The following is a 19,562-nucleotide window of genomic DNA, read 5'->3' as shown; positions in this document are numbered from 1 at the left end:
GATCCATGGCGCTGCGTGACATCAAGCCAACCCGGTCGGAACTGATTAACTTAAAAAAGAAGATTAAGCTCTCCGAGCGCGGCTACAAGATCCTCAAGATGAAGCGCGATGGACTGATCCTTGAATTTTTCAAGGTGCTTGCAGAGGCAAGGGACAGCCGGGGCGAAATTCTTACCAGATACGATCTGGCTGTCGAGAGGATGGCGTATGCAAATACCGTTGAAGGGGCTCTTAGCGTCAAATCAGCGGCGTTCTCTGTCAAGGAAATGCCGGAGATCTCACTAAAAAGCAAGAACATCATGGGCGTAATCGTACCTGAGATATCTTCATCCAAGGTAAAAAAGAGCCTTTTGGATCGGGGCTACGGCGTGCTCGGCACATCCCCGGTTATCGATGAGACTGCGACTGCTTTTGAAGACCTTGTTGAATCGATCATCGAGAGCGCTGAGATTGAGACGACCATGAAGCGCCTCCTCGACGAGATCGAGCGGACAAAACGGCGAGTAAACGCACTTGAGTTTAAGGTGATTCCGGAATTAACTGCCGCCCAGGACTTCATCAAAATGCGCCTCGACGAGATGGAGCGAGAAGAGCTCTTCAGGTTAAAAAAGATCAAGGCGCGGAGCACGGCATAAAAGGTGACGGGGTCATGGCAATCGGGACGATCGGGGAGCTTGGTTGTGAGAAAAAGACGGTCCTGCTCCGGCTCGACCTGAATTCCCCCATCGATCCTGCTTCCCATCTTATCCTTGATGATAAACGGTTCAAGGAACATCTCCCTACCATCAGGGCGCTTTCTGGAAGCCGGACGGTAATCATCACCCACCAGAGCCGGCCCGGGAAGAAGGACTTTACGACACTGCAGGCGCATGCCGACAAGCTGGAGCAGCTCCTCGGGAGTCCCGTGACATATGTGGACAGCATCTTCGGGAAGCATGCACGCGACGCGATCGCCGGAGCAAAAACCGGCGACGTGATCATGCTGGAGAATGTCCGGTTCAATGCCGAAGAAAACCTTACGCTAAAGGCCGAGGATGCAAAAAAGACCCATATCGTAAAAAAGCTTGCCGGTATGGCAGACTTCTTTGTGAATGATGCATTTGGCACCGCACACCGCTCCCAACCCACGATAGTCGGGCTTCCACTTTCCATGCGGTCTGCCGCGGGGCTTCTGATGGAAAAGGAAGTGTCTACTCTCTCAAAAGTCTTTTCCGGTGCCCCACGCCCCGTCTGTATGGTGCTGGGCGGGACGAAAGTTGATGATTCAATCGATGTCGCCCAGCACGTGCTTGCTAACGGCATCGCGGATTATGTGATTGTTATCGGCGTGGTCGCTAATGTCTTTTTGTCTGCCGATGGGGTCAATATCGGAAAGCCCTCCTCCCAGCTGATTGCCCAGCTGAAATATGAGCCCGAGATCAAAAAGGCGGCAGCAATCCTTGCCAGCTACCGCGATCGTGTAATCATGCCGGAATTTGTCGCGGTTCGACAGGACAACAGAAGGGCTGAATACCCGGTGAAAAAGATTCCGGAGGACGCACCTGTCCTTGATATCGGCATGGACGCGATTGCTGCGCTAAAAAACGCAATCAGGAAGGCGGGGACGGTTGTCTTCAACGGTCCTGCCGGTGTCTTTGAGGATGCCGATTACGCGACCGGCACCTACGAGCTCCTCCGTGCAGCATCGCGGGTTGAGTTCTCGGTTGTAGGTGGCGGGCATACCGCGGTCGTTATTGAAAAACTTGGCCTGACCCGGGAGTTCACCCATATCTCAACCGGCGGCGGGGCATGCATCGAGTTTTTGACCGGCAAGAAACTTCCGGCAGTTGATGCACTCGAACAGTCAAAGAAGATATTTGGTTAAAGGCATTTCATTTTTCCATTCTCTTGGGAGAATTGTTTTGTACAGACCTTAAAAATGGATAATCTATGCCGATCCCGGGCAATAAAATTGTATTACCGTTTTATTGGGATTGTGCCTTCGTCGTGCAGAACAACCCGTTCCTCGTAATATTCAGGGGAATACTCCCGCTGCTCGAGTTTGCCTATACTCTCCTCAAGGCCTCTGGTAATCTCGAGGCACTGGTCCCCTTTTGACCCGCGTACCCTGACCTCGATATTGCCCTCCCTGTTGATGATGATCTCAAGCTCCTGCGGCTCCAGTAAGTTCACCCCCGGAACAGTCCATGTTATTTTCTCCTATGCCAGTTTGATTACGGGAAAATCCCTTTTTACAAAGGCATTGGTCGCCAGGTCACGGGCAGATACCAGTAACCGTTTATTCCCGTCAATATTAAACGTGACCTCAAACCTCGTCTCACCTTTCTTTGCCGGGGGTTCAGCAAGAAGGAACGTCGGGATTTTCTCATTCATCCAGTAATACACCTGCCGTTCATCATCTTTTGGCGAACTCTTCACAAGCCGGAGCCCCCCACCGGAATCCCTGACCAGCTCAATATCTCCGGTGTGGCTCCCGGATGCTGCAGTTCCGATCTCAAATACCGGGATCCCCATCTGGGTCTGACCGTCATAGGTTGCCCTGATAAGCATGCGGGCGACATTCCCTTCTGAGGGGTATGCCGTTCCCCGTGAGACCAGAGGCCTGAATTCGTATTTCGAGAACTGCGGGTTCCAGTACCGGATTGCATAATCGTGCTGGATATAATCGCAGAGTTCAGTCCCGCTCACAAATGCCGCAGCCCCCTGTGCAACGGCATCAAACGGGCGGTCGAACTTTACACGCGAAGTCCCGAAACGCTGCCGGATGAGGGTCTGCACCGACGGGATGTAACTGCAACCCCCGACCATGAGGATCGAGGAGATCTGGTCTTCCTGGTATCCGCGGGAGAACGCCCCGTTCAGCGCCCGCTGGAGGGTCATGTGGATGCGGGTGAAGAACTCGTGACGGTCGAGCAACTGTTCGAACTCGTTGCGGGTAATGTCGGCCTTGAGGGTTTGGCCGGATACCGGATCGGTAATGTTGATCTCAGCCCGCTCCTGGAACGAGAGGCTCTCCTTTGCCTGTTCGCACTGTGCCAATAGCACATGCCCCAAAGTACGGGCTTCACCAGACTCTGCCCCAAGCCCGATACGTGACAACATCTCCAAAAATAACCAGCGGTCGATCTGCGACCCTCCGAGGTCTTCACCTGCCTTGCCGATGACCCGGCAGCGGTGTCGGGAACTGCCGCACGACACAGGCTCATTCAGGACTATCGAGATGTCAAGTGTCCCGCCGCCGAAATCAAAGACCATGAAAATATCCTCTTTTTTACTCTGGACGCCATATCCGATAGCTGCTGCTGACGCCTCGTCAATGAGGGCAAAGCGCCTTATCCCTGATTTTTCTGCAACATTGGCGAGCCAGTTCTCGTAATGTTCAAAAGCCTCGACCGGTACGGTGAATGCGACCTCCTCATCACCAAGCTGGATCTCCCCGGCTATCGCCATGAGTATGGCAGATAGGAAATCCTCACCGGCTTTGAAATAATTTACCTGCCTGCCACATACGTTCACGTTCACCGCACTCTGCTGCTTGATATAGTGCTTGAGCCACCGGAATGTCGCAGGTGAACCATTAAGACCCTTATCGATGACCTGCTGTCCCAGCCACTGTTCACCGCCCGAAGAATAATGAATCAGGGAAGGGATGACCCAGCTCCGTTCATGACCGTTTCCGCCGAGCCCTTTTGTTAATTGCCGTGACCATTCATGCAGATTAAGGGGGCGTGCCCCCCCTGCTTCGCTGTCCCAGACCGTGACTACCGTGTTGCTCGTCCCGAAATCCACAGCAAGGCGTCCTGTCATCTCTTTAATCACTCCACGATCTCAATGTCATAGATCCCGGCTGTGACTGCAGGTTCACCGATCGCAATGTCATTGCGGAATTTACCCCTCAGTAATGTCTCAAGGAACAGCCAGCCCTTGTACATGGCTTCCTGGTCGCTGAGCTTGGCGGATACCTGCTGGACATATTCAAGGTCTGCCGGTGATGCAAGGGCGAGCGGTTTAACAAAGGGAAGGCGGAATATAAAAATTGATCCTTCACGGCAGCCGGCGACAAGTGTTCTCCCGTCTGGAGTAATGGAGAGGGAGACCACCGGGGATTTGAGCCCTTTGTGGGTCTGGAGACAAATGCCATCCGGCAGCCTGAAGATGCCGATGGTGCTATCATCATTTCCGGTAGCAAACAACAATCCGTCCGCCGAGACCGAAAGGCAGAGAACCCGTCCTCCGATGGCATTCATTGAATTGATCAGGGCGCCGTCCGGAATACCCCAGAACCGTATGTCCCCGTCCCAGCCAGCACTTACCATGGAACTGCCATCCGGGAGGGCCGCAAGACTGGTCACAACCCCGGAATGCCCCTGGAGCAAAGCAATCTTCTTTCTTTGAGGGACATTCCAGAGATGTATTGTCCTGTCATTGCTCGCACTTGCCAGCAAATCACTGCCGTGCACAAATGAAAGGGCAGTGACGGTGCTGGTATGCCCCCTTAATGTAGTATCATGCCTGCCATCAGGAAGGCTCCAAATCCTGATGCTCTCGTCCCAGCTTCCGGACGCAAGAAGTGAACTGTCCGGGGAAAACGCAAGGCAGCTTATCCTGCCGGCATGCCCCTCCAAGGTGGCAACAACCTGATTCGACCCCGCATCCAGCAGCAGAATGGTACCCGAATCAGTGCCAGCGGCAAGTATCTTCCCATCGCAGGATGCAGCAAGGCACGATACCCTGCCATTGGGGAAATCAAATCTGGTGAGTGGCATCCCGTCATCAAGCCGCAACATGCGTACTGTATGATCCCCCCCGCTCGTGGCAAGCCTTGACCCGTCCGGCATGATGGCAAGTGACCTGCCTGAGGCCCTCCCCTCGTCAAAGGCGGACATAAATTCCCCGTCCGGAAGGGTCCATACCCGGACCGTGTCGTCCCAGCTGCAGCTGAGAAAGAGGGTGCTGTTTGGGCTGACTGCAAGTGATGTGATCTGCCCCACATGTCCGTTGAGAGTCTTTTTTAGCTGGCCGCCGGGAAGGCTCCAGATCTTTATGGTGCCGCTATCGCACCCGCTGATGAGCAGGGATCCATTCCGGGTGACTGCCAGCGTGGTGATGGCACTATGGTGCCCTTTGAGTGTCCTGAGTGTCTTTTTCTGCGGCAGGCTCCAGAGCCGGATGGTCCCGTCATTGCTGCCGCTTGCAAGGATGGACCCATCGGGGCTGACAACAAGTGATCTGACCCAGTCGGAGTGACCTGTCATCTTTTGGATAAGGTTACCCTCCGGCAGGTTCCAGAGCCGGATGGTCCCGTCATTGCTGCCGCTTGCAAGGATGGACCCATCGGGGCTGACAACAAGTGATCTGACCCAGTCGGAGTGACCTGTCATCTTTTGGATAAGGTTACCCTCCGGCAGGCTCCACAGGCAGATGGTATTGTCGTTGCTGCCGCTTGCAAGGATGGATCCGTCCGGGGAGATGACAAGCGACCTTATCATTCCGGTATGCCCCGCCAGCTCTCTTGCAGGACATCCGCCCGGCAGGTTCCAGAGGCGTACCGTACCATCGCTGCCACCGCTTGCGAGCATGGAGCCGTCCGGGGAGATGGCAAGGCAGGAAACTTCCGCGGCATGGTGGTGGAGGGCCGGCCCGGGACATCCGCCCGGCAGGTTCCAGAGGCGTACCGTACCATCGCTACCACCGCTTGCGAGCATGGAGCCGTCCGGGGAGATGGCAAGGCAGGAGACTATACCCGCATGTCCTTTGAGTGTGGCTGCCCGGTTCCCGTATGGCAGGCTCCAGCAGCGGACCGAACCCTCACGTGTCCCGCCTGCAAGGATCTTCCCGTCCGGGGAGATGGCAAGACAGTTTACCCAGTCGGTGCGGGCGTCCAGAGTCCTGCACCCCTTGTCAGTGAAATGGAGATGCAACGGTTTTTCGGGACATGATACCCTCAAATCAGACCAGAGTGTCACATCCTCATCATTTGGCATCCATTTCGCTTTATTAAGAACCTGTGCGATCTCAGCTGACAACCCGGGCGGCGAAATGAACAGAAGGTCCCACAGTTCATCCCATTGCTGTTGAGCCACAGATTCATCGATGAGCGATCTCCATTCACTGTATGAGACATTTGCAATCCTTGTACGGTTCTCCTTTCCGGTAAAGACATCTTTTAACAGGTAACTGCGCCCCGCCCGGCGTGCTGTCTCAAGCACCCTTTTCCGGACCACAAATGAGGAACTCCCAAGTGCCTTCCTGAGGAGAGGGCGGCCATCCTGAAAATCGAGGTCCTCGTACTGCTGGAACTGCCCTGTGATAAAAAAGAAGAGCGCCTTCCTCTCATCATGCTTTGGAAAATACCCTCTCTTTTTTACAATTTTCAGGAGGGATTCAGCATTGGTGGAAATGACATATTCGCAGAATGCATCAATTGCTTCAGGAGTGCCTAAACCCGATAAAGAACCCTCTGCAATATCTCTGACAACCGGGTCATCTGACGCAATGAGTGCATCCGAAAGGATCCGGACTGCCCGGGTATCCCCGCGGGAGGCGTCCCTGGCAAGAGTCTTGGCGGCTTTCATCCTTATAAAGCCGCCAATAAGGGGGAGTGAGGACCTTATCTTCTTCTGGCGGGCTGTCAGGTATGCGTGCATATGTGTTCAATGCCGGGATTAACGGAGAGGGTCAAGCTGGATATTGGAGGTAACCGGGGCTTTCATCCCCTCCATTGAGGATGCGGATATGGCACGGCCCTCGTTCAGCCAGGCACGCAGAGCCTCGACTGTTTCCCGTTTGGACTTTGAGAGCGGGACCTGCCGGGCAAGGCAGGCAAGGATGTCATCGGTCGTGATCTTCCGCATGTTCTGGTTGAATGCAAGGTACATGGCATCGATGATGGTCTGCTCGATCTCGGCACCAACATACCCCTCAGACGCTTTTGCAAGCAGGTCAAGGTCGAACTCATCCTGGAGACATTTTCTCTTCTTTAAGTGCACGGTGAAGATCTCCCTCCTCTCCGCCGCGTTGGGGAGGTCGAGGAAGAAGATCTCATCAAACCGCCCTTTCCTCAACAGTTCAGGGGGCAGTGCAGAGATGTTGTTTGCCGTAGCAACCACAAAACAGGGGGCAGTCTTGTCCTGCATCCAGGTGAGCAGGTGTGCAAATACCCTCTGGCTTGTCCCCGAATCCCCGTAACCGGTTGCAAAGGCTTTTTCCATCTCGTCCACCCACAGAATGCACGGCGATATTGTTTCGGCAAGGGTCAGGGCCCTCCGGGTCCGCTCTTCCGAGTCACCAAGGAGGCTCCCAAAGAGCGCCCCAACATCGAGCCGGAGGAGCGGGAGCCTCCAGAGCCCGGCAATCATCTTTGCGGTCAGGCTCTTGCCGGTCCCTGGTATGCCGATCAGTGCGATCCCTTTTGGGGCCGGGAGCCCGTATTCCCGTGCCTCCCTTGTAAAAGCCCGCTCGCGAAGCCGGAGCCATTCTTTTAACACCAGCAGCCCGCCCACACGATCCGGGGTTTCTGTAATGCTGTAGAATTCCAGGGCTTCACACTGTGAGAGGATATCTTTTTTCTCGGCAACGATCAGTTCAATATCCCTGTCGTCCAGTTGCCCGTGCGTGACAATAGCTTTTGCAAACGCCCGCCGTGCCTGGTTCAGAGTCATCCCAAGGGATGCTTGGATCAGCTTCTCCCGTCCCAACGAGGTCAGCGACATCTTTATCCCGCTTGTCTGAACCAGTTTTTCAAGTTCCTTTTCAAGTTCATCAGCTGACGGAGGAGGGAGATGAATAACAACAGCCTCGTCGCGGATCTCGTCCGGAATCTTTAAGACCGGTGTGGTAATGATGATGGAACGCCGGCTGTACCGGAACTTCTGGGCAAGGTTCCGGATCTTGCGCCTGATCGGGGGGTTGTTCCAGAAGTCATGGAAGTCCTTTAACATGATGACAGCATTCTCGTCTGTCTTGTTCATATCATCAAGTGCAAGGAGCAGGTCCCTTGACGAACTGTTGAAGGTCTTTGCCCCGGAGACTGCGCAAAAACCCTCGACAACATCCCATGAGAGGCACTGGCGTGGCGGGGTCCACTGGTCGCATACTTCCTTGACCATCCCTATGACACGCTCCTCTTCAGGAGTTACAATAATGATGAGGGTGATCCTTGCCCGCAGGTAGATCTCGATCCTTTTTTTGAAATCAGGTTCGTGTTGTGGCATTCCGAATCACGCCCACCTGCGTACGACAATCCGGACTGACCCGTCTTTCTCGTCAGCCCTCTCGATCATCTCAAAACCGTTTTGCCGGGTCTGCTCCATCACCATCCTGATGGCATATTCACGCTGGATCCTGTTTATGCGTTCCTGCAGCCCGTCAATTAGGTTCTCCTGCTTTGTCCCTCTGACCCCCCACCAGTCGGCTATGATGTCATAGGTGCCCTGGTCGTTTAACCGGAAGCCAATCCCATAACCATTCTTTGTCTTTATTGAGAAGTCCACAAATTCGTGTCCTGCGTATCCCTTAATCGTCCTGTTGGTCTCAATCTCATACCCCATCTCCTGGAGGCATTCAGTCAGAACCTCCCTGCTCTTGAACTGGGTTTTTAAACGGCTGAAATGCGACATGTCACCTCACCTCCGCTGGATCTAGGACCAGATCTCCGTTAAGGTCTCATTGTCCGGAAAGCCTGTTGTTATGACGGTCCCGTCCGGTCCGATGATGAATTCCGTCTTCTGTGTTGCAGCACGGCCAAGATCCGGGTGGCCTTTGAACCGGGAGGTCAAAAAGATTAGAGACTGATTCGAAGACCCAAACAGCGCAGAGTCGCAACGGTTCTCTGCGATATATGGCCCGGCAATAAGGAGGTCGGTTACATCAAGCAATTCCTTCCATGCCGGATCATTTCCGGTTATAAGGTGGTCGTACGGGTAGCCGGTAAATGTAATGATATTTAAGTCCTTTTTGATTAGAACCTGCCCGAGCTGTGCAAGTGCTTCTGCCTGTGAAAATGGCTCCCCGCCGCTGAAGGTCACTCCTTCGATCCCTTCGATCCTTGTGATCTGTTCTGCCAGTGCACCAACTTCTACCGCCATCTTCGGTTCAAACGACCAGAACTCCTCGTTATAACAGCCCTTGCAGTGGATGGGACACCCCTGCACCCAGAGGGCTGCGCGGATCCCGGGACCGTTTGCAGAGGAGCGATACAGGAAATTTGCCAGGTTCAATATCATCCATAACCATCCGTAGTTGAATTGACCTTTGTAAAAACCAGTTACAGACTGGTTTACGCCGCATTAACGTGGTCCCGGTAGCCCTGCCTGCTGCCGGGAATCAGAACAAAGTCATCGGGGACTATGCCGAAAACTCCCTGATGGACAGGATGGACCACTTCCTAAGAAATTGACTTTGGTAATATTTAAGGCATCTTTTTTTTGTTAAAAAGGATGAAAAGAGAAATTTTACTGGAGTTCCATGATCCGGTTTCGCCAGATATATCCTCGGTTTTTTGCTTTTTCCAAACAGAGTTTACCTCTCTGTTTTGCATTCAGGAGATACAGTTTGTGTTTTGTCTTGTCGGCTTTTGAGCCGAGTCCCATCATCGTTTTCCCGGTCTTTGAGTGCCACCATGCAGCCATGGTTATGAGGTCAACATGGAACGCGAGCTGGAGGGCGGCAACGATCAGGCAGATACCGATGATTACAAGGAATTTTTCTGAATTCAGAACCATACCGGCACCGGTTCCCCAGATGAGGAATGCGGAAAAGCCATATAATTTTGAGGCGGGTTCCGGGCTTGACCATGATTCGGCACGGTCCTTACCCTGCAGGTTCTTCCCAAATTTCAACATGGTGACAACGAGTAATGAGAGGAACACCAACGATTCAAGGATAAAGTAATACCGGATGCTGATAAAATACTGGTAAAGGTCGATCATCCAACACTCCTGACCGGGAACGTCCGCCCCGATATAATTGTATTCTTTATGTAATACCTATAGAAATGTTTCCTTTTTAGTATTACTTAAGAAATATCGAGAATTTTTTTATACTATCCTCGCTCAACTTTTAAGGAATGAATGGAAAGGGACCGTTGAACCGGGGTGAACGGGTGGGAATTTCTTACAAAATGCCGCCCAATATCTATGAAAAAGTTAATAAACTCGTCTATGAGGAAAAGAAGTTTTCAACGGTCTCCGATTGCATCACACAAGCTTTATTAAGCTTTGTGGACAATCACCTCGACATGGGACAGTTCAAAGAACTGTTCAAGGAGTACATGGCAACCGAAGAAGGGCGTGAATTCATGAAAAAAATGATGAAGGATGTTATGGTGGATGTCCTGTCATCTCAGAAAGACGAAACAAACGAAAAAAAAGTAGTCCTTAAGTAATCTTTTTTTCCGCCATGGGCGCCCAATAGTACGGCATCGTGTATAATCCCCAAAATCAGGAGATCATTTGCGCATGCAGATCAGTATTGTCGCAGTCGGAAAGATCAAAGAGCCCTATCTTAATACAGGCATCGCTGAGTACATTAAACGCCTGCAGCCGTACGTGAAGATACGGGTCATTGAGATTGCCGATGAAAAGCGGCCGGATGATCTATCACCTGCACAGAAGCAGCAGGTCCTTGCCCGTGAGGGCGAGAACGTCCTCTCTGCAATTACAGACGGGAGCAGCACCGTTGCCCTTGCGGTAAACGGGCAGCAGTTTTCGAGTGAAGATCTGGCGGGATTTTTGAAAAAACGCGAGGTCGGCGGTCAGAGCCGTATCACGTTCATTATAGGAGGGGACCTTGGGCTCTCCCCTGCTGTGATGGACCGCTGCGATATTCTGATGTCGCTTTCTCCCATGACATTTACGCATCCGATGGTCCGGCTGATTTTGCTGGAACAGGTCTATCGTGCGTTCCGGATCATGCGGGGCGAGCCGTACCACAGGTGAGAGCTACCGGCCGGTCTGTCTGTGAATCTGCCGGATTATCTTTTTTAGGTATTTCCACCGGGATCGGGATAGGAGAGGGAACTAATATCTGATACCAGGGAAGAAGAGAGGTGACAGGGGATGAATCCCCCGCCGGTTACTTCTTCTGGTCTCCTTTTAATCGAAGAACGTTGTTCTTTTGCACACTCGTCACTCCGTAACTTGTGTCCATGCAACTCACCTTATGCGAGTGCCGATACGCCGTCGGCCCATGTCTCGATCACGGTCTGGATCGATTCGTCCGTGAATGACGAGATCGTCACCCGGTTGCGGGAGAATGTCACGAAGTACATCTCTCCTGTGGGGTCGTGGCACCTCAGCGTCACCGAGTACGTGTCCGCTTCCGCGTTATGGGTCAGGGTCCCGCCGTGTGCCGTGATATTGGCACTGTTGGCGAGCACTGCGGCAATCCCGTTGTTGAAGCCGGCGATGGTGTTGTAGGTCTCCGACCCGACACCGATCCGCTTTGCGTTCTCGTCTTGGTACACGAACTTGGCCGTGTAGGACTCTCTTGACTTTTCTACGGGCGGGTGGTTGACGCCCGAGCTCATATACGATACACACCCGAACGGATTGTTCAGGATGACCGACTGGATGATTGCATCTAATGCAGCCACGTCGGTTATTGGGCTCGCAAGGTTGCGAACCGCACTTTTCACGTTTGAATTTTGCGTGAAATCTGCCATGTTTTTCATTTCTCCTTTTTTTGTTTCTCTACAATTCGAAGGTCGGCTTACGCCTCCCTTCTCCTCGTCGAGGTTCTGATGAACCTCTTCCGATTGTCTCGGGGCGCCCTTTGACATACTAGTGTAGGCTTTCATAGGGTATGGGCTTGGCTGAATAAATTTCAAAATAGGAAAACGGGGAATTTTCCAAGCCCATAAATACAATCCAGAGTTGTTATGGGCGTATTTAATTTAGCTAAAATGGGATGAGTGGAGGAAGAATCTTTCATGATCTCATTGTGTGTAAAAAATTCCAAAATGATCAGGCATGGCGACAACAGGCCTCCCCCCTACCCCCACCTCCAAAACCATTTACCCCCCTCGTTTTTCCCCACACCAGCCCAATTCCCGGAAACCTCCCGACGACAACAGGGTGGCACCCCCCACTTGGGGACCTGGGGTATACCCCCCACACACTGGGCCCGAGACCCCTTTCGCAATCGCGTGAGGGGTCTTGAGTACGATGACCCACACCCCACCTTTGGGCACATGAGGGGGTACCCCCACCCTGTTCCGGTTTTTGGTCTTCGACGGAGACTTCATCGCAGCAACCGTCTCTTCTTGTGGAAAATGGGTGGGTACCCCCACTCATATGCCATAAGGTATCCCCCACCCGCTTAGATCGAGGTACCCCCTCAGCCCCCTCCATTGGGTCGGTGTTGCTCATACCAGCTCCCCCCACTTGTGTACGAAGGTGGGGGAGTACCCCCTCCCAGAAATTTTGAGGTGGGAGAATCTCCCTATAACCCTTCTGATATATTATCTCCCCCCTCTACTTTCTAATATGAAATCCGGGTTCAAAGATCTCCTCTTTTATCCGGATACTTTTTTCAAAAACATCGCACTGGAGAAGGTCAACCTGATCCCGCCGGTGATCATCGTTGCAGGAGGATGCGCCATCTCCCTGCTGGGCACGATCATCCCCTTATGTTTCAGTATCGTATACACGATGGTATTTGACAGTTCGATCAACTGGATGCATTTCCCCGTCCTGGGGTATGCATGGTACCTTATCAGGTGTTACGTCCTGTGGCCGTCTCTCGGCTGGATCCTTCTAGCCGTGATCTTGTACCTGATCTCCCGGCTATTCTCCCAATCCGGATCGTTTCCGGCCCTGCTCCAGAATGTCGGGTACGGGATGCTCCCGTGGGTAGTTTCCAGCCTTGTCAGCCTTGTCGTGATATCCCTTCTCATCACCCAGCCGGAATATCACACTAACATCCTGCTCAATCCCGCGACAGTCAGCGCCATCATATTCTACGCCTTCCTGCTCTGGTGCTGCTGCGTCTGGGTCTACGCGATAAAGCATACATGTCAGATCTTAATACAAAGGGCAATCGTTGTCGTAGTTCTCGGTGTTCTGGCATGTTTTATTCCATTCTACCTTGCAGCCTATATCCCGGTTATCTTCTGAAGAACCGGTCTGTTATTTCTACGAATCAGCCGGAACCGGCCGGCTGAACACGGATCCGACGGGATATGGTAGATCCTGATTTAGGGGAGCCCCCCTCCCCAGTTATGTTCAGAGAGGGGTCCCCCGCCTCACTCCTTCCTCAGCACCGCTGCCCGGTTCACGAAATACCAGTTCGTCCCCTCAAGCCGGAACCCCGCCTCCTCCGCCAGCGCAAGGTTCTCCCGGAACTCTTTGCCGGAGACGATGAACGGCGGCTCCGAATAGAAGAACGTCCCGCCGGGTTTTTCAAGCGCCATGATCTCCCGGAACAGTTTTTCAGGATCAGGCACCTCGTGAACAACGAAGATGGCGAAGGCCACGTCAATCGTCCCGTTATAGTCTTGGGATATTCCAAGAGAGTCCGGTTCGCACCGGTGCGTCCTGATACATGGCAGGAGGCCCTCGGGCTCCAGTCTCTCCCGCAGGATTTTGAGCATCTCCTCCTGTAAGTCCGCTGCGATCACCGTGCCGGTGTCACCAACCCGCTTTGCGAACTCGCGGGTGAAGAACCCCGGGCCGCAGCCGAAATCGAGGACCCGGTTGCCGGGTTTCACGTACCGTTCAGCAAGCCGGTCCGGGCGGTAGATGAACCGGCGCAGGCGGGTGTCGAGGTGTCCGGCGCGGGATGCGGAGAACACCTCGTGGGGATGGTGTTTTACGAGAGTTTCACTGGATGTCATGGAGAAATGTTGTAAAAACGCTGGGATAACAGTTCTGTCACGAATAAGAAAGCATCCAATATCTTAATCTCCTCTGTAGATTACGCTAATCTATAATGGATCCGGCCCCGGTACAGCCACAGGTTTCAAAATCCGATCAATTGAAAAATAACCTGAAGGCCTGGAGTTCTCCCGTTTGGGTGTTTTTTTTCGGGTTCATACCGTTCCTCCTCCTTCTGGTTTTTGCTCTGCCACAGGACATCAAAGAGAAAACCCTGATATTCCACACGTCGAATCTGCTGAATCTGCATACTCTTGTTCTGAACGAATATACCCATTCACAATTGTTTCCCCATATGATCGGCAATATGGTATTTTATTACATTACGATACTCGCAATCTTCGCCTTCGAGAACAACAGAAAAAGGTTCTTCCTTATTGCCGGAGTTTCGCTCCTTCTTGTACCTGTAATCTGCTCATTTCTGACCCTTGGGCTGTGGCATTTTTTTGGATCAGATACCAGCGGGCAGGGATTTTCCGGTATCAATGCGGCCTTTCTTGCTTATGCTCTCATGATTTTTGTAACATGGTTCCTGAGCGGTAAACTGGAACAATTTGATCATAAGGAAGCATTTGCCGGTGCTGTCTGGCGTTATTACATATCATATATTTTTATGACGATCATGGTAGCGTTAATTGTGCTCATTGGGATTTTGGAAAGCCAGTTTATGCCTGCTGGCAATACCATCAGCAATGGTATTGCACATTTTGGGGGATTTATCACCGGCCTCATCGTCTTTTTACTGTACGATATATTAACTGAAAAGAGGAAAAATTTCGATTTAATAGTTATTATCTCAATAATTATCGGGATCTTTTATTATACGGACTACCTCATCCGCATTGTGAGAGCTGTGAAAGGATTATGAGGGGTTATTCACATCAGGACTTTTCTCGTCAGGCTGCCCCTCTGCCTGCACCTTTTTCATCTGCGGGAACAGGATGACCTCTTTAATCGAGTTATTATTCGTCAGGAGCATCACCAGACGATCGATGCCGACCCCGACGCCACCCGTAGGGGGCATGCCATAACCTAATGCGTTGATGAAATCATAATCGATCATCTGCGCCTCAAGGTCGCCATGCCGGCGCTTCTCGTCCTGCGCGTCAAACCGGGCCTTCTGGTCGACCGGGTCGTTGAGCTCGGAGAAGCCGTTTGCGATCTCCATTCCGTAGATGAAGAGCTCGAAGCGCTCGGTAAACCCTTCTTTCTCGCGGTGTTTTTTGGCAAGCGGCGAGTTCTCTATCGGGAAGTCGTAGATGAAGGTGGGCTGGACAAGCTTCTCCTCCACCATCCCTTCAAAGAAGAGCACGAGGAACTCCCGCTGGCTCTGCGGGCTCTCCCACTCGTCAAGGTTGTGCTGCTGTGCGAGCGTGCGGAGCTCGTCTGTACTCTTTGAAAAGATATCGATGCCAGCATATTCTTTGACCGCATCAGACATCGACAGCTTCTTCCACGGCGCTACAAAGCTGATCTTCGTCTCGCCAAACATGATGTCGAGACTGCCGCAAATCTCCCAGACGAGGCTCGTGATGAAATTCTCGGTAAGTTTCATCATGTCCCGGAAGTCCCGGTATGCCCAGTAAATCTCCACCATCGAGAACTCAGGGTTGTGGTTGGTATCGATGTCCTCGTTGCGGAAGTTGCGGGCGACCTCGAACACTTTCTCAAATCCCCCGACAACCAGCCGTTTCAGGTACAGCTCGGGTGCGATCCGGAGGAAGAGCTTCTGGTCAAGGAAATTATGGTAGGAAGTGAACGGGCGGGCGTTTGCACCACCGTAGACCGGCTGCAGGATAGGGGTCTCGAATTCCAGAAATCCCCGTTCATCAAGGTAGCGGCGGATCAGGGCGATTACCCTGCTCCGGATCCGGAACGTCTGTCGGCTTTCCTCGTTGACAATCAGGTCGACGTACCGCTGCCGGTACCGCTTCTCGATGTCTTTTAACCCGTGGAACTTCTCGGGCAGTGGGCAGACCGCTTTGCACAGGAGCGTTATATTGTCCACCCAGATCGTGATCTCACCGAGTTTTGTCCGGAACACATGCCCGGACACGCCGATGAAGTCACCTCGTTCCACGTACTGGTTGAAGAAACTGAACTTATCCTCCCCTATGTCGTTTTTGCGGATATAGAGCTGGATCTTCCCGCTCTCATCCCCGAGGTCGGCAAAGAGCGTCTTGCCATGGTTGCGGATGATATACAGTCGTCCGGCAGTGGTCACCCGTTCGGCACTCTTCTCATGGGTGGCACCTGCAAAACGGGCCTTGATCTCCTGCACCGTGTCCTTGCGGTCAAAGGAATGCGGGTAGACCGCGACACCCTGTTCATGCAGTGCCCGCACCTTGTCAAGCCGGGTCTGGTCAAATGATATCTGGTCCTCGGAATCGGTCATGGGGGCTCCTGGTATCACAGGGGGCAGGGGTATCACCTGCGGATTTTGTATCGTAATTTTTTTAATTCCAACGGTAATAATACCATCAGCATCGGGAAGTGCCCCGCCATTTTGTATAATAAGGGTATCCACCTACGACCAGCGGCGCCTGAGCTGTTCCGATGCGTACTTCAGGAGCCCGTACACACTGTCGGTTGATGGGTGCACCTCGATAAATTCCTCAAAATCATGGGCCGTGTAACCCTCGCGCATGAGAAACGCGAGATACCCTGCGATCAGCCCGCCGCCCGGGCCTGCGGCACAGATCCCGCTGATAGCGCCGGTGTCCGGCTCGACCATCACTTTGGCAAGCCCCGTGGTACCGGAAGGGACATGCCAGAACGTTCCGGGCCCGGCGAGCCCCGGCATCGCCATTGAGATCGCCGTCGTGCTGCCCGTTGTGCAGAACGCCAGCTCGTGGTCGAGGCTGATCGATTGCGGGACGAACCGCTTATCCATTTTCCGGTCGATGCCAAGGATATTGTCCGCGGCAACAATCCCTTCATGGCGTGCGATCGGCGTGAGGTAGGGCGGCCCGGTCACATCACCGGCTGCATACACGCCCGGCACGCTCGTCCGCATATGATCGTCTACGATCACCTCACCTGCCGTGCCTTTCCTCACCCCCTCGATCGCCTCGGAACGGGGCACGAGTCCCGCAGCGATCAGCACCGCATCGGCAGGCACCGTCATCTCGCCGCTGTCACTCCCGACCCTGGCTCCGGTGACCTGCGAGCACCCTTCAAAAGAGAGGAGGGGCGTGTTTTCCATGATCGTAACGTCATCAAGTTCCCTGATGGCAAGCGGGCGCAGGTGCTTATCGATGGATTTGAGAAAGCCGCTCCGGCTGATCAGGGTGACCTTGCTTCCAAACGCACTGAATATATACGAGTATTCTGCAGCCATCACACCTCCCCCAACAATAACAAGGCGTCGTGGAAGGTTTTTGGCGAGGGGGAGAGTATGCGGGGTAAAGATGCCGCTGAGGCCGACCCCCTCCACCTTCGGCACATTCGGACGGGAGCCGGTTGCAACAATTACGGCATCGCTCTCTACCGGTTCGTCGCCAATGAATGCCTGCCTGCCCAAGAGCCTGCCATGCTTTCCGTATGTAATCCCAACGCCGGCGCTCCGGGTCTCGTGGTCGAGAATACCGGCGATCTTCTGCTGGATTGCCTGCATCTCTTTGAGCAGTGCCGGGAAACTGATCGCAGGGGGTTCCCCCGAGATCCCCATCTGCCGGAACAGGCGCGCCTGCCGGATGAACCGGGCGGCATCATTGAGAGCGCAGACGGGCATGCAGCCATAATGGAGGCACTGCCCGCCAATCCCGCCGCATTCGACAAGGGTCACATCCCTCCCTGCATTTGCAAGCCGGATCGATGCGATCCTCCCTGCAGGGCCCCCGCCAAGAATTATTATCATAAAAAAATTTAAAAAAAATCTCCGTTTGCCTCTCCGCTCTCAGAATACCTCGACGCCCTCGTCCATTGGCTCTGACAGGAGCTCACCGGTGAAGGCATTTACTTCGACAATCTTCTTGCCCCGGATCTGCCAGACCGGGATAAAGACCTGCTTTGCGTCAACCTTGATATTCTTCCGGTCGGGTTTGAGGATCTTCTCCTCGTAGAAGATCGCATCCCCTTTCTCCTGCTTGATGCGGACTTTCTGGGTGAGGCGTTCGATGAGTTCGCTCACGATCCGCTCCGCGGCCTCCTCTTTTGCGATATGCGGGTCGGAGACTTCGGCGCCCGCGGGGATCTCGTCCTCAACTACCTGTTTTCCGTCCAGCTCGATCTTGATGCCGTTGATCGCGTTTATTGCGCCCCAGCCGTCGGCATCAAACGGGATGCGGCGGTCCTTGTACACCTGCTCCCCGGTGCTTGTGTAGTGGAAGAGGAAGTACGGCATGAACCTGAGCTTTGCCGTCCCCTGAATACCGGCCGTGCGGATCGCCGCCTGCTCGTTGACCTTGACCGGGAAATGGGGGATCGTGATACCGGACGGTGCCTGCGGAGCTGTTGCCGCCACCCCTCCGGCAGCGGTGACCGCGGGTTTCTTCGCGAGGGTAGCGGAGAGGTCCAGCGCAAGTTCGCGGTCAAGGATATCGGCAAGCACCGCCTCGCCGGCATACCGGACGAATTCGTCCACGCCCCACTGGACACAGTTTTCGGTTGAGATCTCTTTCTCGAGGGTGAACAGCAGTTTCTTGCAGGTCATCTCATGGTCGTTGACCATAAGGCTGTAGTTGGTCTTGTCAAACTGGGCGATGACGCCTTTTTCATTGGAACAGAGTACCAGAAGGCAGGTGCCTTCACGGACTGCTGAGAGATCCAGCGGTTCATCCACCTCATCCACCTCGAACCGTGCCGCTTCAAGAATGAGACGCATCGCATTCCTGGCTTTTTCCCGCATATCGTCTTCCATCATACATAAATTTCCATGGTCTTATAGAACAATTTTTCTATTGTCGTGTCGGAGAATTAATACAATGGTTTTGCAGGAAACCGCTCAGCTCAAATTCATAAACCACAGCATCGACGATTTTGCCATGCAGGTGACCTACCGCCCTGATACCCACGAGGGCAGGCTGGTCTATAACCTCTCGCTTGTGAAAAACGAAGATCTCGAATTTGCTATCGGGATCTTAAAAGACGCTTACACGACGCGTGTCGCTGCAAGCGGGCTGGTGAAATTTTACAAATCGGGTGCGCGGGTGGACGATTTTGTTGTCCCTAAGGGACAGACTGCGATCTGCACCGTCTGCAGCGTCACGTTTGACGGGCTGTTGATCCGGCACGGTATCCCGGTCAACCCGATCGGCGGGGGCGTCGTGGAGATCGAGAACCGGACGCCCATCCGCTTCACCCACATGATCCTGTACGAATATACGACAATTGATCCCCTGCAGGTGCTCAATTACCAGCGGCTCACATCGGTGACAAATGTTATGCGCCGGGGCAGCGGCAACATCCTTGCAAACATCCGGGAATTCCACATGGAGGCTGAGTCCCGTGTGGGTGAAGTCCTTGACCAGCTCTCCGACAGCAGTTTTATCGGAGTGCTGGAAGTGGGGGTGCCAAACGTCTCGCTGCTCGGGGTCCCGGTGAGCCCCCAGTTCATTGCAATCGCCGCGGTTGGCGGCACCAACCCGATCGCCGCGATCAAGGAAGGCGGGCGCTGGGTGCAGTCAAATGCCATGAAAGGGCTGATGGATGTTTCAGAAATGACCGAGATCCGGGATTACTAAAAAC

At 53.4% G+C, this 19,562-nt stretch carries 19 protein-coding genes; 7 read left to right on the top strand and 12 right to left on the bottom strand.

The genetic code is table 11. The features are described 5' to 3' along the window. The first annotated feature begins 5 nt into the window (after positions 1–5). Positions 6–635 (top strand): V-type ATP synthase subunit D, encoded by a 630-nt coding sequence (locus tag OS112_10865; GenBank protein ID WAC04935.1) that lies wholly within the window; start codon positions 6–8, stop codon positions 633–635. A gap of 14 nt (positions 636–649) precedes the next feature. Beyond that, on the top strand, positions 650–1,864 hold the full coding sequence (locus tag OS112_10860; GenBank protein WAC04934.1) for a phosphoglycerate kinase: 1,215 nt from the start codon (positions 650–652) through the stop codon (positions 1,862–1,864). Between the two features lie 92 nt (positions 1,865–1,956). Here the strand turns inward: OS112_10860 and OS112_10855 are convergent, their stop codons facing one another. From OS112_10855 to OS112_10825, 7 genes are all read right to left on the bottom strand, one after another. Beyond that, complete coding sequence (locus OS112_10855) at positions 1,957–2,172, bottom strand: DUF2997 domain-containing protein (protein WAC04933.1); 216 nt, start codon at positions 2,170–2,172, stop codon at positions 1,957–1,959. A gap of 27 nt (positions 2,173–2,199) precedes the next feature. Beyond that, a complete protein-coding gene (locus OS112_10850) occupies positions 2,200–3,807 on the bottom strand; it encodes an Hsp70 family protein (GenBank protein WAC04932.1) in 1,608 nt (535 codons plus the stop codon). An 8-nt stretch (positions 3,808–3,815) separates the two neighbouring features. Continuing rightward, on the bottom strand, positions 3,816–6,647 hold the full coding sequence (locus tag OS112_10845; protein ID WAC04931.1) for a hypothetical protein: 2,832 nt from the start codon (positions 6,645–6,647) through the stop codon (positions 3,816–3,818). A gap of 18 nt (positions 6,648–6,665) precedes the next feature. Next, complete coding sequence (locus OS112_10840; protein WAC04930.1) at positions 6,666–8,213, bottom strand: AAA family ATPase; 1,548 nt, start codon at positions 8,211–8,213, stop codon at positions 6,666–6,668. 6 nt (positions 8,214–8,219) lie between these two features. Continuing rightward, a complete protein-coding gene (locus OS112_10835; GenBank protein WAC04929.1) occupies positions 8,220–8,618 on the bottom strand; it encodes a DUF1257 domain-containing protein in 399 nt (132 codons plus the stop codon). A gap of 21 nt (positions 8,619–8,639) precedes the next feature. Then, positions 8,640–9,224, bottom strand: a complete 585-nt coding sequence (locus tag OS112_10830) for a 4Fe-4S single cluster domain-containing protein (GenBank protein WAC04928.1) — start codon at positions 9,222–9,224, stop codon at positions 8,640–8,642. A gap of 228 nt (positions 9,225–9,452) precedes the next feature. Further along, positions 9,453–9,929 carry a hypothetical protein gene (locus OS112_10825; GenBank protein WAC04927.1) on the bottom strand — a complete coding sequence of 159 codons (477 nt, stop codon included), beginning with the start codon at positions 9,927–9,929 and terminating at the stop codon, positions 9,453–9,455. A gap of 137 nt (positions 9,930–10,066) precedes the next feature. Here OS112_10825 and OS112_10820 point away from each other — a divergent pair, with 137 nt between their 5' ends. After that, positions 10,067–10,384 (top strand): hypothetical protein, encoded by a 318-nt coding sequence (locus OS112_10820; protein WAC04926.1) that lies wholly within the window; start codon positions 10,067–10,069, stop codon positions 10,382–10,384. A 73-nt stretch (positions 10,385–10,457) separates the two neighbouring features. Continuing rightward, positions 10,458–10,937, top strand: coding sequence for a 23S rRNA (pseudouridine(1915)-N(3))-methyltransferase RlmH (gene rlmH / locus OS112_10815; GenBank protein ID WAC04925.1), 480 nt, complete (start codon positions 10,458–10,460; stop codon positions 10,935–10,937). 221 nt (positions 10,938–11,158) lie between these two features. Here rlmH and OS112_10810 read toward each other — a convergent pair whose 3' ends face one another. After that, a complete protein-coding gene (locus OS112_10810) occupies positions 11,159–11,662 on the bottom strand; it encodes a hypothetical protein (protein WAC04924.1) in 504 nt (167 codons plus the stop codon). Positions 11,663–12,485: 823 nt separating this feature from the next. On the opposite strand from OS112_10810, the gene OS112_10805 reads away from it, so the two are divergent. Then, positions 12,486–13,115 (top strand): YIP1 family protein, encoded by a 630-nt coding sequence (locus OS112_10805; protein WAC04923.1) that lies wholly within the window; start codon positions 12,486–12,488, stop codon positions 13,113–13,115. A 128-nt stretch (positions 13,116–13,243) separates the two neighbouring features. Here the strand turns inward: OS112_10805 and OS112_10800 are convergent, their stop codons facing one another. After that, the gene (locus OS112_10800) at positions 13,244–13,834 is read right to left on the bottom strand and encodes a methyltransferase domain-containing protein (GenBank protein WAC04922.1); all 591 of its coding nucleotides are present in this window, start codon (positions 13,832–13,834) and stop codon (positions 13,244–13,246) included. Between the two features lie 95 nt (positions 13,835–13,929). Here OS112_10800 and OS112_10795 point away from each other — a divergent pair, with 95 nt between their 5' ends. Further along, positions 13,930–14,742 (top strand): hypothetical protein, encoded by an 813-nt coding sequence (locus tag OS112_10795; GenBank protein WAC04921.1) that lies wholly within the window; start codon positions 13,930–13,932, stop codon positions 14,740–14,742. Here the strand turns inward: OS112_10795 and lysS are convergent. The 3 genes from lysS to OS112_10780 form a co-directional block, all read right to left on the bottom strand. Further along, positions 14,737–16,269, bottom strand: coding sequence for a lysine--tRNA ligase (gene lysS / locus OS112_10790; GenBank protein ID WAC04920.1), 1,533 nt, complete (start codon positions 16,267–16,269; stop codon positions 14,737–14,739). The two genes, OS112_10795 and lysS, sit on opposite strands and share 6 nt — an antisense overlap. A 132-nt stretch (positions 16,270–16,401) precedes the next feature. After that, positions 16,402–17,733 (bottom strand): NAD(P)/FAD-dependent oxidoreductase, encoded by a 1,332-nt coding sequence (locus OS112_10785; protein WAC04919.1) that lies wholly within the window; start codon positions 17,731–17,733, stop codon positions 16,402–16,404. A 39-nt stretch (positions 17,734–17,772) separates the two neighbouring features. Further along, the gene (locus OS112_10780; protein WAC04918.1) at positions 17,773–18,738 is read right to left on the bottom strand and encodes a hypothetical protein; all 966 of its coding nucleotides are present in this window, start codon (positions 18,736–18,738) and stop codon (positions 17,773–17,775) included. Positions 18,739–18,799: 61 nt separating this feature from the next. Here OS112_10780 and OS112_10775 point away from each other — a divergent pair, with 61 nt between their 5' ends. Beyond that, positions 18,800–19,558: a DUF128 domain-containing protein gene (locus OS112_10775; GenBank protein ID WAC04917.1), complete on the top strand. Its 759-nt coding sequence runs from the start codon at positions 18,800–18,802 to the stop codon at positions 19,556–19,558. Positions 19,559–19,562 lie beyond the last annotated feature (4 nt).

The sequence above is a fragment of the Methanoregula sp. genome, from assembly GCA_026625165.1.
Lineage (GTDB): Archaea > Halobacteriota > Methanomicrobia > Methanomicrobiales > Methanospirillaceae > MVRE01.
Note: the sequence above shows the minus strand (reverse complement) of the source record. Positions and strands in the feature narration are given on the sequence as shown.

Excerpts from the sequence above, each read along its gene's own strand:
- OS112_10835 (WAC04929.1), bottom strand. The coding sequence starts at position 8,618 with ATGTCGCATTTCAGCCGTTTAAAAACCCAGTTCAAGAGCAGGGAGGTT.
- OS112_10830 (WAC04928.1), bottom strand. The coding sequence starts at position 9,224 with ATGATATTGAACCTGGCAAATTTCCTGTATCGCTCCTCTGCAAACGGT.
- lysS (WAC04920.1), bottom strand. The coding sequence starts at position 16,269 with ATGACCGATTCCGAGGACCAGATATCATTTGACCAGACCCGGCTTGAC.
- OS112_10865 (WAC04935.1), top strand. The coding sequence starts at position 6 with ATGGCGCTGCGTGACATCAAGCCAACCCGGTCGGAACTGATTAACTTA.
- rlmH (WAC04925.1), top strand. The coding sequence starts at position 10,458 with ATGCAGATCAGTATTGTCGCAGTCGGAAAGATCAAAGAGCCCTATCTT.
- OS112_10850 (WAC04932.1), bottom strand. The coding sequence starts at position 3,807 with ATGACAGGACGCCTTGCTGTGGATTTCGGGACGAGCAACACGGTAGTC.
- OS112_10810 (WAC04924.1), bottom strand. The coding sequence starts at position 11,662 with ATGGCAGATTTCACGCAAAATTCAAACGTGAAAAGTGCGGTTCGCAAC.
- OS112_10845 (WAC04931.1), bottom strand. The coding sequence starts at position 6,647 with ATGCACGCATACCTGACAGCCCGCCAGAAGAAGATAAGGTCCTCACTC.
- OS112_10800 (WAC04922.1), bottom strand. The coding sequence starts at position 13,834 with ATGACATCCAGTGAAACTCTCGTAAAACACCATCCCCACGAGGTGTTC.
- OS112_10820 (WAC04926.1), top strand. The coding sequence starts at position 10,067 with ATGAATGGAAAGGGACCGTTGAACCGGGGTGAACGGGTGGGAATTTCT.
- OS112_10785 (WAC04919.1), bottom strand. The coding sequence starts at position 17,733 with ATGATAATAATTCTTGGCGGGGGCCCTGCAGGGAGGATCGCATCGATC.
- OS112_10805 (WAC04923.1), top strand. The coding sequence starts at position 12,486 with ATGAAATCCGGGTTCAAAGATCTCCTCTTTTATCCGGATACTTTTTTC.
- OS112_10825 (WAC04927.1), bottom strand. The coding sequence starts at position 9,929 with ATGATCGACCTTTACCAGTATTTTATCAGCATCCGGTATTACTTTATC.
- OS112_10840 (WAC04930.1), bottom strand. The coding sequence starts at position 8,213 with ATGCCACAACACGAACCTGATTTCAAAAAAAGGATCGAGATCTACCTG.
- OS112_10860 (WAC04934.1), top strand. The coding sequence starts at position 650 with ATGGCAATCGGGACGATCGGGGAGCTTGGTTGTGAGAAAAAGACGGTC.
- OS112_10795 (WAC04921.1), top strand. The coding sequence starts at position 13,930 with ATGGATCCGGCCCCGGTACAGCCACAGGTTTCAAAATCCGATCAATTG.
- OS112_10775 (WAC04917.1), top strand. The coding sequence starts at position 18,800 with ATGGTTTTGCAGGAAACCGCTCAGCTCAAATTCATAAACCACAGCATC.
- OS112_10780 (WAC04918.1), bottom strand. The coding sequence starts at position 18,738 with ATGATGGAAGACGATATGCGGGAAAAAGCCAGGAATGCGATGCGTCTC.